Below are 15,247 nucleotides of genomic sequence, written 5' to 3'. Positions count from 1 at the left end.
CTAGCGCTCGATATTCTGCACGCTTGACGACAGCAGCTTCAGATTGTTGGCGACGGTCGGATCGTTGGGCGCCAGTTCGTAGGCCTTGAGGAAATTGCTGCGTGCATTTTGCAGCTTGCCGCGCAGCAGGTAGGAATAGCCGACATTATTGTAATATTCCGCCGTCGGGCCAACCAACTTGAGGGCTCGGGCATAGGCCCGGTCGGCGAGATCGAAACGATGGATCCGGTCGCTGCAGGCAGCCAACCCCATCCAAGCATTGCCGTCATTTGGGGACAGTTGCGTCGCCTTGAAGAACAAGGCGCCGGCATTGCCGTAGTTTTCCGCGCGGAACTGGTTCTTGGCTTCGGCCACGGCCTGGTCCGAAGCGTGATATTCGACATCGGCGACCGTCTTCAGCCCGTCGAAAGCATCGCCGAAAGACGTCACATCACCCTTCGACGGCTCGTTGGTGCGGACCACACCGTCGGTGGGGTCGGTCTGGCAGCCAGCGAGGACGACCGTCAACAGACAGGCTGCGACAGCGATAACCCGTTTCATACAGTTCCCCTCGAGCGTCCCCCGACTCACATTAGGACCAAAGCATACACCTAACTAGAAGAAAAGGCCCTTCATCCGGATGATGACCGGCAGCATGATGACCATCAACACGACCGGAAAGATGCACAGCCCCAACGGAATCATCATTTTCACGGGCAATGCGTTGGCTTTTTCCTCCGCGGTCAGAATCCTCTGGCCTCGCATCTCTTCGCTGTAGACGCGCAGCGCGTCCGTCAGACTGGTGCCCAGTTCTTCCGATTGCCGGAACAGTACGGCCAGCGACCTTGCTTCTTCAAGCCCAATGCGGTCCGCGAGTTCACGCAGCCCCTCGCGCAAGGGCTTTCCCGCCCGCAGTTGGAGATTCATGATCGCAAGCTGGATGCCCAACCATTTATGGGTGCCAGCCAACTCCGAGCCAACTCGCTCGACTGCTGCCTCCAGGCTCATGCCGGCGTCGGCGCAGGTGATCATCATATCCATGAAATCCGGGAACCCACGGCGGTAGGTTTCCTTCTGGGCATTCTCGAAGCGATCGAGCAGAATGGCCGGTATCACTATACACGCCAATCCTAGCAGGGCTGAGCCGGCAAGGCCGACGAATCCAGGCAAATGCGGTGGCAACACGCGCGGCAGAAGTGCGTAGGCAACCAAAAATCCGACACACACCACGCCGAGTCGCGACAGCGTATAGATCAATGGTGCGCTCGCTTGATAGAAGCCGGCGCGGAAGAGCTTTGCTTCAAGCGCACTCGGCTCCTGGCGCTCCTTCTCCATGGTTCGAAAGTATGCGTCGACCGGCCGTTGCGCCGCGATCTTGACCAACTGTTCCTGACCCGCGAGGGAGCGAGGATCAACCGCACCTTCGGCCATGAGGCTTTTCGCAACGAGCTTTCGCGTCTGCAGGGCCGGCAAGAAGACAAGCGCGCCAAACAGGAAAAGGGCCACCGCAGCCACGAAAACAGCGACGGAGACCAGAAAGCTCAGGTCGTTGGCGTTGGAAAACAGGTTGATCGCACGCTCCTCAAAAATCGAAGTTGACCATTCTATACATGATGTAGTCGCCCAACAGAGCCCATACGCCGAAGCCCAAAAACACAGGTATAATCATCGGGTCGTGCCAAACCTTACCATAGTATGACGGAGCAACGAGCAGAAGGATCAAGAACATCACTATTGGAAACAGCGAGATGATCCAGGCCGAGACCCGTCCCTCGGACGATAGCGCTCTGATCTTCATTCGCAACTTCTGCCGCTCACGCAGAACCGAGGACAGATTAGCGAGGATTTCAGTAAGATTGCCACCGGTCTTGGACTGAATGGAGAGCGCTATCGAAAGCAAGTGAAGGCCCTCGAATCCGACCCGCTGAGACAGTTTTCGCACTGCCTGTTCGATGCTCAAACCAAAGGTGATCTCGTCGGAGACGATGCCGAATTCCGTTCCCAGGGGATCAGGCATCTCGCGTGCCACAAGGCCAATTGCCACCGAGGCCGGATGCCCTGCGCGCAGCGAGCGCACGATCATGTCGAGCGCATTCGGCAGTTGCTTCGCGAACTTCAGGATTCGTTTTCTGCGCGCGCGGCGAAGCATGAACACGGGCAACGCAAACCCGACAATCATGAATACAATGAATGCCACTATTGCCGACAAGCCCAGGAGGAACGACAGCAGCAGCGCCAATGCCAGCCCGGCACAGATAAATATGCCGGCGAACGTCAGCGGGTTTCCGGTGATGCCGGATTGCGTATAGAGCCTGTTCAGTGCGACCAGCCCAAAAAGAAAGTCCCCCGATTCCGTCAGCCCCCGCTCGCGCAGCAGGTTTTGCAAAGTTCGTTCTGCCGGAACTTCGTCAGACAATCGCCTCAACCGACGATTGATGGCGCCGACCGCGGCACGGCGACCGGAAAATGAAAGGTACAGGGCCTCGCCGGCGAGGATGACCGACGCCGCCGCGAGTGCGTAGATAAAATAGAGCAGTGCCTGGCCGGACGGCATCAGAGCGCAACCTGCGGATTGAAGGCGTCCTTGCCGAAATGGTGCCCCAGTGTTGCCGCTTCCGCCGCAAATCTAGGCCTGACACCGGTGGCGCGAAATTCGCCGATGATCGTACCGTCGGCGGCGACATCGCGCCGGACGAAATGGTAGATTTCCTGGAGTTGCACGACATTGCCCTCCATTCCGGTGATTTCCGAGATGGATGTCACGCGCCTGCCGCCGTCCGACAATCTTTGCGTCTGCACGATGATGTCGATGGCCGAAGCAATTTGCGCCCGGATGGACTCGTGCGTCATCGGCATCCCGGCCATGCCAACCATCTGCTCCAGCCGCGAGATCCCATCGCGCGGGGTGTTGGCGTGAATGGTGGTCATCGAGCCTTCGTGGCCGGTGTTCATCGCCTGCAGCATGTCGAAGGCTTCCTCGCCGCGCACCTCGCCGACGATGATGCGATCGGGACGCATGCGCAGCGCATTCTTGACCAGCTCGCGCTGCCGCACCTCGCCTTTCCCTTCGACACTGGGCGGGCGTGTCTCCAGCCGGCCGACATGTGGCTGCTGCAATTGCAGTTCCGCCGCATCCTCGATGGTGATCAGGCGTTCCCTGGACGGAATGTAGCTCGACAGCGCATTGAGCAAGGTCGTCTTGCCGCTGCCGGTGCCGCCTGACACCAGGATCGATTTGCGCGCCTGCACGGCGATCCGTAACAGGTCGATCATCGGCTGCTTGATCGAGTTGAGCGCCATCAAGCGTTCGAGCGAGTACGGATTCTTCGAGAATTTGCGGATCGACACCAGCGGGCCGTCAACCGAGATAGGCCGCACGGCGATGTTGACGCGCGAGCCATCCTCCAGCCTCGCATCGACCATCGGCGACGATTCATCGACCCGGCGGCCGATGGCGGAGACGATCTTGTTGATGACGCGCAGCAGATGCGCCTCGTCACGAAACCGGATTGCCGTCTCTTCGACCAGGCCACGCCGCTCGATAAAGACGCGCTTGTGGGTGTTGATCAGAATATCGGTAATGGAATCGTCCTTGAGCAGCGGCTCGATCGGTCCGAGCCCCAGCATCTCGTCGGCCGTGTCGCTGGTCAGCTGATCGAGTTCGCGGGCATTCAGCGGCACGTTTCGATTTCGAACGAACTCGCGAACGATCGGACGGATCTCATTCAGGATCTCATCCTTGGATGCATTTTCAAGAGCGGTCAGATTGAACCGATCGATCAGGTGGCGATGAAGCTCGACCTTGAGCGTCAGAAAAGCGTCGGCGCCCTCGGCGACCTCGGTCGCTGGAGACGGAACGGCAGGCATCAGCGCTATGGGCGCCGGCTCCTGCGGCGCCCGCGTCTCACTCGGTCCCTTGATGAAACGACCTAGCATCTTCCGTAAGTCCCCAATGCCGTTGAACGGATACTATCGACTGGCCACAAGGAGTTCGCAAGACGGCTCATTCCATAGTTAAGTAAGGTCATGATCACGCCTGCTGCTCCGACGATTGCGCATCTTCGTAACCCGTTTGTTGCGGAGTCTTGAGTTTGGCAATCAAATGGACTGTTTGAATCGAGACGGCGGCGACCGCGAATCCCGCAAGAATATCGATAAGGTAGTGACCGCCTTCTGGCAGCGCGGCGAGTATCAGCATGGCGTTCAACAGATAGATGGGGAGCGCCACGTAACGAATGCCTCGCACGGAATAGACAAATATCGCAGCCAGTGCAGAATGGAACGACGGGAAGGTCACAAGGCCCTCCGGATTTTGGATCAGAAACGGCTTCAACATCCGAAGTGCGTGGAGCTGTTCAAGGTGCCGCGCTGAGGCACCGGGACCAAAAGAACTCAAAAGATCTGGTGAAGGATGGTAGAAATCGAAAGTCCCCGCCGCCGGCACCGCCATCATGATCAGGCACGTCAAACAACCGGCCAGCGCAAAATGCGCTGCGAATTCCTTTAGCCGGCCCGTGCGGGCGGTCAAGGCAAGGATGGCTGGCAACAGCAGAAACTGAACCTTCAGGCTGAAATAGGCGTACGAAAGTACCGACGCGATCCAAGGATGCTCATTCAGCCGCCCGACATATGCCACCCAATCGAAGCCCAGGGCAGCGTCGCCCGCGGCCAGATATACGTCCATCAAAGGACGGCTGGTTGCGGTTGCCAAATAGGACAACAACAAAATTTCAACCGAGAAGAGAGTGATCAAGCTCAATACCACGATCAGACTCTGGAGCCTGCCTGTGACATCGCTCAACATGTCGCGATAGCGAAAGGGAGTTTTGCGAAGTTGGTAGCGCATCGCGCCGAGCGCGACCCACAGCAGGACCATAGGCATTGCTGAGATCGCAGTTCGAGACCAAAGAACCGGCTCCACGCTTACGGTCGAAAACGGGTACCAGATCAAGACTGCAGCCGCGAGCCCTGCGAGCAAGGCCAAAACAAACGCAGTGAGCTGACGGCCCCGATAAATTGCCGCACTGCCTTGAGCCGATTTATACTCTGAACATCCCGTAGGTCTGGCGTGGGGCAAATCAGCAGTCACGTCGCATCCATGATGCGACACCTGGATGACCACCTGCTCCCCACCCATTGCCGAACCGCCCACCACGATGCGTTAGCCCCCGCTAAATTCGTGACACGGAAACTAACTGTTAACCACACATGGCACAAGCGGCGCGCGAGGTCGCGACCAGCCATTACTTACGACATAGTTAACAAGAAGCGCTAAAAAAAATCGTTTTTATTTGGCGACACGTCAGGACCCGGTGCCGGCCTGTCACCTCACGGAACATGAACGATTGCAATGAACCACGTCGGGTCGATACGCTCCTCGTAAACCCTTATATATAAAGGATTATGCATAGTGACTAATTTAGCGATACCGAATTCGGATGTATGGCCAAATTGTGAATGAATGGTTAAGGCGATTGAAAAATTAATCGAATCAAGCTCTTGTAAAAACTAACCTCCCCCCCAATCAGGTATTGGAAGGTTAAGGAACTGTTAATCTGTTTGACTCTGCTTTTTCGTGGGACAAGGATCGAGATGACGGGGGATGCTTGGGTATGGATTTCATCCTTGGCTCTGTCTCGTCGGGTTCAAACCTCCAAAGGGAGAAATTGGCATGAAGAAGCTCATGACGATGACCCGGCAGTTCCGCGACGACGAAAACGGCGCTGCCATGGTCGAATATTCCATCCTTGTCGGCATCATTGCTGCAGCGTCGCTGCTCGCTATCCTTGCCATCGGGGGATGGGTTGGTGATCAGTTCACCGGCCTCTGCAAAAATCTCAACACCAAGGGTGTCACGGCCGGTGGCGGCGCCGGCGGCGATTGCACGCCGTAACCATAGACCGCTGGGTCGGGATCGCTCGATCCCGACCCAGGCTTTCTGCATCACGAAATACTAGACGAAATACTAGCATCGCCCTGGGGCGGCGATTTGGGGTGGGAAGATGCGTGCCAATACTCTGATCATGATTGTTCTCGCCGGCGTCTTCGGCGTGCTGGCGGTAGTACTTGCCAACATTTGGCTGGCCGGCCAGCGCAATGCGATGGCGCAGTCGAATGGTATCCAGCGCGATACGGTCGTGGTGGCGGCAATGCCGCTGAAGTTCGGCGACACACTCAGCGCCGACAAGCTGCGCGAAATTCCCTGGCCGGCGGGCGCAATACCGGCAGGCGCGTTCAAGACGACAAAGGATGCCCTGGCCGGCGAAGGCACAAGGCAGGCGCTGCAATCGATCAGCGCAAACGAACCCGTTCTTTCCAGCAAGATCACCGGCCCCGGCCAGCGTGCCACGCTTTCGGCGGTGCTCGGCGAAGGGATGAAGGCCGTTTCCATTCGCGTCAACGACGTGCTCGGCGTCGCCGGCTTCGTCTTCCCCGGTGACCGGGTCGATGTTTTGCTGACGCGCACGGCGCGCGGCGACGATGGCGCGGACAGGAGTTTTGTCGACGTGCTGTTGCAGAGCATGAAGGTGCTCGCCGTCGACCAGGTGGCTGACGAGAGCAAGGACAATCCGACGGTGGTGAAGTCGGTGACGCTCGAGGTCAGCACCAAGGATGCGCAAAAACTGACTCTCGCGGCAGGGGCGGGCCAATTGTCGCTGGCGCTTCGCCAAGCCGCGGCCAGCCGGGGTGAGATGACCGAACGCATAACGCTTTCCGACTTGACCGGCGAAACGCCGGCCGATGTCGCCAAAAGGCAAGCTGAGCTCGACAGGAAGGCAGCGGCGGAAGCCGCGGCCGCGGAGGAGCGCAAACGCGCCGACGACAAGATAGCCGGTTTGACCCAAGCCGTGGACAGGGTGGGGAGCAAGCTCGACGATCTGAGCAAGGTGAAGCCGGCTCCGGCTGTGGCTTCTGCGCCGCAGGTGCAAGAAGTTGTCAAGGAAGTCGTCAAATATGTGCAGCCGGAACCACCGGCGCGGGCGACAGTGGGTGTGTTTCGAGGTATAAAGCTCGAAACATATGATGTGCCACGACAACAATAACACCGGCATACTGGGATATCTGGAGTCCGAATCAGCCGGCGAGGGGGTAGCGTAAATGCGCGTGTTCTGGGGACCACTGGCGGCCTTCGTTCTAGCCTGTCTCTGTCCGTTGCTGTCGTTGAGCCTCGCGGCTCACGCTGCAGACCGCTTCATCGATGTGTCGAACCCCAGCGTCCACAAGATCTTCCTGCCGATGTCGCAATCGGTAACGATCCAGGTGAATGCCAATCTGGGTGACATCGTCGTCGGCGACGAGAAGATCGCCGATGCCCAGCCGATGACTGACCGCACCCTCTACGTCATCGGAAAGGGCGCCGGCACCACCACGGTCAATCTCTTCTCCACGGACAAGCGTTCGCTCGGCGTCATCCAGATCGAGGTCGGCGTCGACGTCAGCGACATGGCGCAGGCGATCCGCCAGGTGGCGCCAAAGTCGCGCATCGAAGTCGGTTCGGTCAACGGCAGGGTCAGACTTGCCGGCCATGTCAAGGACGGCGCCACGCTGGCGGCGATCATGGAGGTGGCACAGCAATACGGCCCCGATGCCATCATCAACTCCGTCATCGTCGACGACAGCCAGCAGGTCAATTTGGAAGTGCGCGTGCTGGAAGCCAAGCGCAACGCCGGCCGCGATCTCGGCGTGTCGATCAGAACCACCAACAGCAGAGGCACGACTCAATCCGGAACTGGAATTGCTGCCGTCGACAAAGACGGTACGGTGCTTGGCTCGGGCGGTTTGCTCAGTGGCCTCCTGTCCGGCTCCAGTCCCTTCGGAGCCCTCCTCACGCGCGTCATCGACAACAACATCAAAGTCGACCTGTACATCGAGGCGCTGGAGGCCAAGGGCGTGGTGCGCACGCTCGCTAACCCCAACCTCACCACGCTTTCCGGCGAGCCGGCCAGCTTCAACGCCGGCGGCGAGGTCCCAATCCGCAGCATCGGCACGGATGGCCTAGTCCAGATCGATTTCAAGCAATTCGGCGTCAACCTTACGTTCACGCCGATCGTGCTCGACGACGGCAAGATCCATATGAAGCTGGCGCCGGAGGTTAGCGACCTGACCGGCTTCACCACTGCCGGCGACCCGATCTTCACCAACCGCAAGCTGGCGACCGTGGTCGAGTTGCGCGATGGCCAGAGCTTCGCCGTGGGCGGACTTCTGTCGAGCAAAACCACTAAGCTTCAGAACCAGGTGCCGTGGCTCGGCCAGGTGCCGGTTATCGGGACGCTGTTCCGCAATTCGAGCAACCAGAAGGAAGAAACCGAACTGGTGGTCATCGTCACGCCGCATGTCGTGCGGCCGGTTAAGCCCGGCGAGCAACTGGCGACACCGTTCGACAAGACGCGGCCCGCCAACGACCCGGAGTTCTTTATCCTCGGGCAACTCGAGGTGAACAAAGACATGATCCGCAAATACGAAACGGGCGACGGCGTCACCGGCCCCTATGGCCACATGCTCGACTTCAAATCGAAGGACAAGATGCTCTATGTCAAGAAATAGCGCCCTGATCCTCGTTCTGTGCGCCGGCGCGCTGTCGGGCTGCGCCGCGGACTATCTGAACAACTACGATTCGGTGACCTTGGCCGCCGGCGACACGCAGAAGTTCAATACGCTGCTGCAGACGGTCGACACGCTCAACCCGGCTTCAAAGAACACCAAGATCGAAGGTGACGGCACGCGCGCCGCCAATGTTGGCGAGAACTACAAACATCCACCACCGCCGCCGGCGCCGCCGCCTATCACGGTCAATGTCGGCAACTCGGGTGTGACAACGCAGTGAACTGAACGGAAGGATGCGGAGGCGCCGGGCATGCGAGGGGCCCTGGTGCAAGGTGAGAGAGAGAGAGAGTAAGGTCATGTTGGGGGCCATTCGTGCGTTCTGGAACGATCAACGCGGCGTAGCGATGATCTTCGTGGCGATAATGTTTCCGGTTCTGATCGGTTTTTCCGTGCTGGCCATCGATATGGCCAGGCTCAACGGGCTTCACAACGATCTGCAGAAAGGTATCGATGCGCTTGCGCTTGCGACAGCTTCAGAGCTTGATGGTAGGGCGGATTCGATTGACCGAGCCAACCGGGCGGCGACTACTCTCCTCAGCAACACAACCAAATTTTCAACGGCTGACAATCACACACTGGCTCTTGCCGATGTCACGATCAAATACCTGACCGGGATACCCGCCAGCGATGACACCACTTTGACTGCTAATGGCGTCGACTCCACTGGCCATGATTGGTCAAGCACCGACCCGAAAGCGGTGCAGTTCTCCTTAGTGACGGTGAACGCGTCCGGTTTGGCGGATGGTGCCGGCGCATTTGCGACGATCTTTCCGGCAAGCATGATTGGCAGCGCCAACACCATGGACATCCAGCCACAGGCGGTGGCCGGGTTCGTTCAGTCGATCTGCGAAACCGTGCCGATCTTCATGTGCAACCCGTTCGAGACGGCCGACCCGTTGACCAGCAAGACGATCCAACAGGCGTTTGCCTCGGGCAACACCTATAGCCGTGAGTTTCGTATTCTCAAGGTGGACTCGAACCCAGGCCCTGGCAATTTCGGGCTGATCGACAACAACCTGAGTTCGCTGCGTGATGCCATAGCGATGGGCACCTCAGGCACCTGCTACAACCGCGATGCGCTCACCACGAAAACCGGCGTCACCTTGGGACAGGTCAACGCTGGGCTGAATACCCGGTTCGATCTCTACAGCGGCTCGTTGAATAAAAACAACAAGGACTGGAACTACCGGCCTGCCAGCAATGTCCGCAAGGGCCAGAAGAACGGCTGCAGCAAATACACCCCCGTTACGGATGGAACGGCGCTGCCTCTCCCTCCCGGCGCAAACTATGTCGACTCAAAAGGAATGTCCGATCAGATTGCTACGCAAGGCTTTTGGTCCAGTTATTGGTCGATCAATCACGGCACGACATACCCCAACGTCCCTGCCGCCACCAACCCCACCGGCACCACCACTGTCCCGGCTTCCAGATATGACGTCTATAAATACGAGATTGCGCACGGGCTCGTCGGGGACAAGTCTCAGGCGCCGACAAAGGAAACCGGGACGCCGTCTTGCTTCAAGGGTGACAACCCAACGCCGGATCCTGATCGCCGTCTGCTCAACATGGCGATCGTCGACTGCATCGCGAACCAGGCCAAGATCAATGGCCACACCCAGTTAAAGCCGGATGGCTATGCCAGTGTGTTCGTCAACACCCCGGTCTCAAAGCAGAACAATGCCGATGATGACGACGGCACTGGTGCTGAGAAGCCGATCAGCCTGGAGATCGTCGACGTCGATGGAGGGTTTGCCAATAACACCCTTGTAGACAAAGCATTCCGCAATGAAGCCCAGCTGTATCGGTAGGGCGACATGACCAGGTTCGGCAAAATCGTCCGGCGGTTCCAAGGCGACGAAAGCGGCGCCGCCCTGGTGGAAGTCGCGATCACTATACCACTCGTATTGCTATTGTCGGCCGGCGTGTTCGAGTTCTCGAACGTTCTGAACACGCGTCTCCTGCTTGAAGCAGGCGTCGAAGATGCTGCGCGCTATATGGCGCGATGCAGTGGCGATTGGGTTACTTGCCAGGGCCTGGCACAAAACCTTGCGGCAAATGGGGCGATCGCTGGCGGCAGCGCAAGAGTTCCGGGATGGACCCCGGGTCAAGTCTTGATCACCAAGCCTGTTTCCACCCCAGCGGTCGATGGCAGCGGCAACGTGCTTTATCTCAGTAGCACCGGCACGGTGAACGTCGTGCAGGTCAGCACCGAGTTGCCATACAACGGCATCGTGTTCTGGGATTACCTGGGCCTTGGAACCCTCAACATCAACGTATCGCATCAGGAGCGCGTCTTCGGATGGTGATGGAAAACCGAAGGTTCCGCGCCGAGCAGTCGGGCGCCACGATGGTCGAAATGGCCATCGCTCTGCCATTGCTGCTGACGCTGCTGCTGGGTTTTGTCGACTTCGGCTACGCCTTTTTCCAGTGGAACGCCGGGAACAAAGCGGTGCAGGCCGGCGCAAGACTGGCAGAGATCTCTGCACCTGTCGCCAGCGGGCTTTTGCTTGAGACGTTGACGCAGAGCGATGTCACTAAAGTCGGTACCGCGGTGCCCGCAAACACCTACAACTATATCTGCACGGCCAATGCCGCTGGAACCGTCTCTTGCACTTGTGGCGCAGGCGCTACGTGCCAGAACCTGAATGCGAGCCAGGCCGCCTTTGATTTCATTTTCAGCGGCAACGGCAACCGGGCCGGAATGCAGAGGTTCCTGCCAACCTTGGTGAAGTCCGAGGTCAGGATACAATATCAGGCGTCAGGACTCGGATATTGGACGCGCCCTGAGGGGCCGGTGCCGACCATTACGGTCAGCATCACCGACCATCCCTTTCAGTTCTTTTTCCTGGCCGGATTGCTCGGATTCGGAACCATCACCATGCCCTCCATGCTGAGCACGGTCACGGGCGAAGACATGAAGAGCACGTGGACGCCATGAATGCCATCAACACCAAGGTTACACCGACCAAGCGCAAGCAGGTGGCGCTGTTCTCGTCGGATCCGAACTTCAAGCGCGAGGTGGCGACGCGGCTCGAGGCGCTGGCGATCTACGATGTCAGGGTTTCCGAGACCGCCGACTTCCTCAAGGGGCCGCCCGCCGACACGCGTCCCGGCATCGTCATCCTCGACCTTGCCAATGGCGAGGTGCTCGGCCAGGCAGGTATCGTCGAGGCGCGGTCCAAGTGGGCAACCGTGCCGCTGATCGCAGTTTCCGGCGAATTGACGTCGGAGCAGACGCGGGTGCTGGTGCGCATGAACGCGTCCGACTGGCTGCACAAGCCGCTCGATGCCAAGGAACTGCTCAACGCGGTGACCTTCCACGACACCGGCAACCAGGGAACGAAAAGCCGGATCATCACCTTCATCAGCGCCAGCGGCGGCGCCGGTGGGACGACACTCGCTTTGTCGGCGGCCGAATACCTGGCCTCGAAATCGGCCGAACGCGCGGCTTCCACCTGCCTGGTCGATCTCGATTTCCAAAGCGCCAATTGCGGCGCCTATCTCAACCTGTTCAACCAGTTCGACCTCGCCGGCATCATCGGCCAGCCGGAACGGCTCGATGTCGAACTGATGGATGTCATCAAGCTGTCGCGCCCGTCCGGCCTCACCATGTATGCCTTCGAAAGGCCGCAACTGCCTTTCGAGCCGCACGGCAGCGATTTCGTGTTCCGGCTGCTGGACCTCGTCGCCTACCGTTTCGACGACATCGTCATCGACCTGCCGAACATCGAGACGCCCTGGCATAACTCCGTGCTGTCGACCAGCGACGAGATCTTCATCGTCTTCGAACTCAATGTCGCTTCGCTGCGGCAAGGCAAACGGCTCTACAAGAAGATCCGCGAACTGCGCGGCAATGCGGTCAACATCACGCTGGTCGCCAACAAGCACAAGCGCAAATGGTTCGGCAACCACTTCTCGCGCAGTGAGCTCGAGAAGATCTTCAAGGCACCGCACATCAAGTCGGTCGCGCTGGACAATGCGTTGCTGACCGATGCCCTGAATCGTGCGATCCTGCCTTCCGAAGTCGATGGGCGGGCGCGCTTCAACAAGGACCTGAAGCGGATGTTCAAAGAGCGGCTCGATGACGCTGCTGCACGCTAGCTACCGGATCGCCCAGGGGTTGGCCTACGCCAGCCTGCTGGGCGTGGTGTTGGCGCTACCAGTCCAAGACTTCGCCCAGGCGAGATCGAGCCTTTCTGATCGGCCGCCGCTGCCGGCAATGGGCCCCAGCCTGCGCAAGACGGTTGCCTTCGCAACCACCGAGCAGCCAGGAACGATCATCATCCGCAAGAACGAGAAAGCGCTTTACCTGGTGACCCGCCAAGGCCAGGCGCTACGCTACCAGATCAGCGTCGGACGCGACGGGTTTGGCTGGACAGGCGTCGTCAAGGTGGGGGCCAAGACCGAATGGCCGGAGTGGCGCCCGCCGCAGGAAATGCGGACCCGCCAGCCGGAGTTGCCGAAAATGGTGCCCGCCGGGCCCTACAATCCTCTTGGCGCAAGGGCGCTCTACCTGCTTCGTGACGGTCGCGACACACTCTACCGGATACACGGCACCAATGATCCGTCCGGTGTCGGGTTCGACGGGACATCGGGATGTTTTCGGCTTACAAACACCGATGTGATCGATCTTTTCAAGCGCGTCGCGGTCGGCGCGAAGGTGGTGGTCCAATGACGATGCTCAGCGAACCGGACATGCCGGCGATCGATATCGGAAACCAGGAACCGCGCGAACAGGACGCCATCGAGAAACCGAGCAAGATAAAGACGATCGGCATTCTCATCGCCAGCGGCGGCTTGCTCCTCACCGTGGTCAACATGGCGGCCGCGATCTATCTCTATCGCGGCATGAACGACTTGCGTTTCGTCGAAGCGCGGCTGGAGCAGCTCGGGGCGTTCGAGCAGCGGATCGCGGCACGGCTCGACACGGTCAACAACGGCTTCCAGAGCCGGTTCGAGAAACTGGACAGCCAACTGCAAGGCAGCTTCAACGAGATCAATAGCAACGTTGCCCAGCTGGCACTGACTAGGCCGATCGCCGGCGACGAGGCCACGCCGGGTGCGGTGGAGCCGCCGGAGATGACCACCAGCACGCTGGCGGAAGCGCCCGAAGCTCTCGAAGGCGCGAGCGCGAGCGAACCCAGTATCACGCCCAGGAAGAGGGCCGCACCGGCGTCGCCCCCTCCCCCAAGCTCCAACTACCAGCGCATCCAGCAGCCTGACGGCAAGGTCTATTACAAGAGGATCAATTAGACCTCGTAGGGTATGGATTTTGGCAGGGCACTGGTGGCGAATGCCGCCCGCTCCAACTCTTTAGTTCTGACGCGACTCCCCAAGGGAACGCGCTACGCGCTTTTCCCGGAAACCCGTTTCACATTTTTCCCGGAATTGCTGTAGAGATCGCGGGATTGCTCAGAGATCGCGCTGCAGGGCCATGATGCGGGAGGTCCGGGCTTCAAACCGCGCCCGCGCTTCGTTGAGGAAGACGACGTGGCAGTACACACAGGCCGCAGCGCCCAAAAGCAGCACCAGGCTGTTCTTCAAGGTGAAATCCATCGCCAGCGCGAACGGAAGACCCCGGGGCGTCGTGAAGGCGGCGATCGTGCTCGCCGTTTCCGAGTGGCTGCCGACCGCGATCATCAGCCCGGCGAAGAGCAGGGCGACGTGGTTCGTTAGGAAGAAGAAGGCCGACCTCCGGGTCTGGCACGCCATCCAGCAGACGATCGATGCGGCGCCAAGGATGGCGGCGTCGGCAGCCATCGAGCCACCCAGATAGGCGTTGACCTGCTGCCAAAGCATCGTCGACAAGGGGCGCAGTTCAAGCCATACCCACCATGCGGTAGGGCTGGCTGGATAGATTCCCAGCAAGAAGGCTGCCATGCGTTCCCCTGCCAGGATCGCAAGAATGAGAAACGGGAAGGCAAAAAGCAGAAGCGGCTTGCGTTTCATGTTCCCTCACAATCTGCAAGTTAAGATAGACCGCGAAGATTGCGCAAGGCTTAACATCTCTCGCCGCCACGAAGCGCCGACCCGCAGCGAGGGCCGCCCGATCTACGGGAAGTTCGGGCTCGGGGGGAACCGCCCGAGGCGAAATAGGCGCCAGGCTGGAGGGCGGCGGGGCTATCGCCAGATCTCAGAAGACCCAAGGACTTCCCAGATGCGAGCGTGCTGATCTGCGCAACGCGGACAGTCGAGCGGCCGGGAATCGATCAAAGATTGAAGACGTGCGAAGCCGTCAGCCCGGCGAGGAGCACACCCGCAAGGAGCGCGATGATCGAGGCGAGGAACCAGCGCAGCGTGACCTGATAAACCGGCTCGTCGTCGTCTCGTGGGAGCAACGACCGCCACAGCGCAACGAACTGAAGGACGATGGCCAGTGCCAGCAGCAGCGTCGCCAGGATGGAGGCAAACGTCCATCCGCCCTCGACTTCGAAATTCCAGTACCGCAGGAACAGAAGCGAAAATCCGAGCAACACGGTGATCGCGGAGATGACACCTTGTCGGTAGCCAGCGGGCAAGGGAACTCTGCGCTCAAAGCCTGCTTCCTGCTGGCGATCGATCTGGCGATCGGGATAGTCGTCCGGGCGGTTGGGCTGGTCGGTCATGCGGTTCACAATATCGCCGGCGTCGGCATCGTCAAATGGTGACGATCTTCAAGGTATCG

General features: G+C 59.4%; 17 protein-coding genes. 10 read left to right on the top strand and 7 right to left on the bottom strand.

The annotated features are described in order from the left end of the window. From AC1DZP_RS14345 to AC1DZP_RS14325, 5 genes are all read right to left on the bottom strand, one after another. Positions 1 to 540 (bottom strand): tetratricopeptide repeat protein, encoded by a 540-nt coding sequence (locus tag AC1DZP_RS14345; RefSeq protein ID WP_477303195.1) that lies wholly within the window; start codon positions 538 to 540, stop codon positions 1 to 3. 54 nt (positions 541 to 594) lie between these two features. Further along, a complete protein-coding gene (locus AC1DZP_RS14340) occupies positions 595 to 1,545 on the bottom strand; it encodes a type II secretion system F family protein (RefSeq protein WP_477303538.1) in 951 nt (316 codons plus the stop codon). 16 nt (positions 1,546 to 1,561) lie between these two features. Next, positions 1,562 to 2,062 (bottom strand): type II secretion system F family protein, encoded by a 501-nt coding sequence (locus AC1DZP_RS14335; protein ID WP_477303536.1) that lies wholly within the window; start codon positions 2,060 to 2,062, stop codon positions 1,562 to 1,564. 470 nt (positions 2,063 to 2,532) lie between these two features. Next, positions 2,533 to 3,915, bottom strand: a complete 1,383-nt coding sequence (locus AC1DZP_RS14330) for a CpaF family protein (RefSeq protein WP_477303193.1) — start codon at positions 3,913 to 3,915, stop codon at positions 2,533 to 2,535. A 94-nt stretch (positions 3,916 to 4,009) separates the two neighbouring features. Then, the gene (locus AC1DZP_RS14325) at positions 4,010 to 5,116 is read right to left on the bottom strand and encodes a phosphatase PAP2 family protein (protein WP_477303191.1); all 1,107 of its coding nucleotides are present in this window, start codon (positions 5,114 to 5,116) and stop codon (positions 4,010 to 4,012) included. 534 nt (positions 5,117 to 5,650) lie between these two features. On the opposite strand from AC1DZP_RS14325, the gene AC1DZP_RS14320 reads away from it, so the two are divergent. The 10 genes from AC1DZP_RS14320 to AC1DZP_RS14275 all read left to right on the top strand — a co-directional run bounded on the left by AC1DZP_RS14320 (position 5,651) and on the right by AC1DZP_RS14275 (position 13,836). Continuing rightward, complete coding sequence (locus tag AC1DZP_RS14320) at positions 5,651 to 5,872, top strand: Flp family type IVb pilin (protein ID WP_477303189.1); 222 nt, start codon at positions 5,651 to 5,653, stop codon at positions 5,870 to 5,872. A 109-nt stretch (positions 5,873 to 5,981) separates the two neighbouring features. Next, positions 5,982 to 7,022, top strand: a complete 1,041-nt coding sequence (cpaB, locus tag AC1DZP_RS14315; protein WP_477303187.1) for a Flp pilus assembly protein CpaB — start codon at positions 5,982 to 5,984, stop codon at positions 7,020 to 7,022. A gap of 55 nt (positions 7,023 to 7,077) precedes the next feature. After that, positions 7,078 to 8,523, top strand: coding sequence for a type II and III secretion system protein family protein (locus AC1DZP_RS14310; RefSeq protein WP_477303186.1), 1,446 nt, complete (start codon positions 7,078 to 7,080; stop codon positions 8,521 to 8,523). Next, complete coding sequence (locus tag AC1DZP_RS14305) at positions 8,510 to 8,803, top strand: hypothetical protein (protein ID WP_457154320.1); 294 nt, start codon at positions 8,510 to 8,512, stop codon at positions 8,801 to 8,803. The genes AC1DZP_RS14310 and AC1DZP_RS14305 overlap by 14 nt, the downstream gene beginning before the upstream one ends. Before the next feature lie 76 nt (positions 8,804 to 8,879). Further along, positions 8,880 to 10,391, top strand: a complete 1,512-nt coding sequence (locus AC1DZP_RS14300) for a TadE/TadG family type IV pilus assembly protein (RefSeq protein ID WP_477303184.1) — start codon at positions 8,880 to 8,882, stop codon at positions 10,389 to 10,391. Positions 10,392 to 10,397: 6 nt separating this feature from the next. After that, positions 10,398 to 10,889, top strand: a complete 492-nt coding sequence (locus AC1DZP_RS14295) for a TadE/TadG family type IV pilus assembly protein (protein ID WP_477303182.1) — start codon at positions 10,398 to 10,400, stop codon at positions 10,887 to 10,889. Next, positions 10,883 to 11,521 (top strand): TadE/TadG family type IV pilus assembly protein, encoded by a 639-nt coding sequence (locus AC1DZP_RS14290; RefSeq protein WP_477225484.1) that lies wholly within the window; start codon positions 10,883 to 10,885, stop codon positions 11,519 to 11,521. Before AC1DZP_RS14295 ends, AC1DZP_RS14290 begins: the two co-directional genes overlap by 7 nt. Further along, positions 11,518 to 12,684, top strand: a complete 1,167-nt coding sequence (locus AC1DZP_RS14285; RefSeq protein WP_477303534.1) for a CpaE/TadZ family protein — start codon at positions 11,518 to 11,520, stop codon at positions 12,682 to 12,684. The genes AC1DZP_RS14290 and AC1DZP_RS14285 overlap by 4 nt, the downstream gene beginning before the upstream one ends. Next, positions 12,665 to 13,258 (top strand): L,D-transpeptidase, encoded by a 594-nt coding sequence (locus AC1DZP_RS14280; protein ID WP_477303180.1) that lies wholly within the window; start codon positions 12,665 to 12,667, stop codon positions 13,256 to 13,258. Before AC1DZP_RS14285 ends, AC1DZP_RS14280 begins: the two co-directional genes overlap by 20 nt. Positions 13,259 to 13,278: 20 nt before the next feature. After that, positions 13,279 to 13,836 (top strand): hypothetical protein, encoded by a 558-nt coding sequence (locus tag AC1DZP_RS14275; RefSeq protein ID WP_457152636.1) that lies wholly within the window; start codon positions 13,279 to 13,281, stop codon positions 13,834 to 13,836. Between the two features lie 159 nt (positions 13,837 to 13,995). On the opposite strand, the gene AC1DZP_RS14270 is transcribed toward AC1DZP_RS14275, so the two are convergent. Together AC1DZP_RS14270 and AC1DZP_RS14265 are read right to left on the bottom strand one after the other, a co-directional pair. Beyond that, on the bottom strand, positions 13,996 to 14,532 hold the full coding sequence (locus AC1DZP_RS14270) for a hypothetical protein (protein WP_457152637.1): 537 nt from the start codon (positions 14,530 to 14,532) through the stop codon (positions 13,996 to 13,998). Between the two features lie 260 nt (positions 14,533 to 14,792). Further along, positions 14,793 to 15,188, bottom strand: coding sequence for a hypothetical protein (locus AC1DZP_RS14265; protein ID WP_477303178.1), 396 nt, complete (start codon positions 15,186 to 15,188; stop codon positions 14,793 to 14,795). Between the last annotated feature and the right edge of the window lie 59 nt (positions 15,189 to 15,247).

This window comes from Mesorhizobium sp. P2_F8 (assembly GCF_056403655.1).
This window is presented reverse-complemented; position numbering and strand designations above follow the sequence as displayed.

Bases quoted from the DNA above. Each gene is read 5' to 3' on its own strand.
- cpaB (WP_477303187.1), top strand. From the start codon at position 5,982: ATGCGTGCCAATACTCTGATCATGATTGTTCTCGCCGGCGTCTTCGGC.
- AC1DZP_RS14310 (WP_477303186.1), top strand. From the start codon at position 7,078: ATGCGCGTGTTCTGGGGACCACTGGCGGCCTTCGTTCTAGCCTGTCTC.
- AC1DZP_RS14270 (WP_457152637.1), bottom strand. From the start codon at position 14,532: ATGAAACGCAAGCCGCTTCTGCTTTTTGCCTTCCCGTTTCTCATTCTT.
- AC1DZP_RS14295 (WP_477303182.1), top strand. From the start codon at position 10,398: ATGACCAGGTTCGGCAAAATCGTCCGGCGGTTCCAAGGCGACGAAAGC.
- AC1DZP_RS14325 (WP_477303191.1), bottom strand. From the start codon at position 5,116: ATGGGTGGGGAGCAGGTGGTCATCCAGGTGTCGCATCATGGATGCGAC.
- AC1DZP_RS14285 (WP_477303534.1), top strand. From the start codon at position 11,518: ATGAATGCCATCAACACCAAGGTTACACCGACCAAGCGCAAGCAGGTG.
- AC1DZP_RS14280 (WP_477303180.1), top strand. From the start codon at position 12,665: ATGACGCTGCTGCACGCTAGCTACCGGATCGCCCAGGGGTTGGCCTAC.
- AC1DZP_RS14290 (WP_477225484.1), top strand. From the start codon at position 10,883: ATGGTGATGGAAAACCGAAGGTTCCGCGCCGAGCAGTCGGGCGCCACG.
- AC1DZP_RS14320 (WP_477303189.1), top strand. From the start codon at position 5,651: ATGAAGAAGCTCATGACGATGACCCGGCAGTTCCGCGACGACGAAAAC.
- AC1DZP_RS14265 (WP_477303178.1), bottom strand. From the start codon at position 15,188: ATGACCGACCAGCCCAACCGCCCGGACGACTATCCCGATCGCCAGATC.
- AC1DZP_RS14300 (WP_477303184.1), top strand. From the start codon at position 8,880: ATGTTGGGGGCCATTCGTGCGTTCTGGAACGATCAACGCGGCGTAGCG.
- AC1DZP_RS14305 (WP_457154320.1), top strand. From the start codon at position 8,510: ATGTCAAGAAATAGCGCCCTGATCCTCGTTCTGTGCGCCGGCGCGCTG.
- AC1DZP_RS14335 (WP_477303536.1), bottom strand. From the start codon at position 2,062: ATGATCGTGCGCTCGCTGCGCGCAGGGCATCCGGCCTCGGTGGCAATT.
- AC1DZP_RS14345 (WP_477303195.1), bottom strand. From the start codon at position 540: ATGAAACGGGTTATCGCTGTCGCAGCCTGTCTGTTGACGGTCGTCCTC.
- AC1DZP_RS14275 (WP_457152636.1), top strand. From the start codon at position 13,279: ATGCCGGCGATCGATATCGGAAACCAGGAACCGCGCGAACAGGACGCC.
- AC1DZP_RS14330 (WP_477303193.1), bottom strand. From the start codon at position 3,915: ATGCTAGGTCGTTTCATCAAGGGACCGAGTGAGACGCGGGCGCCGCAG.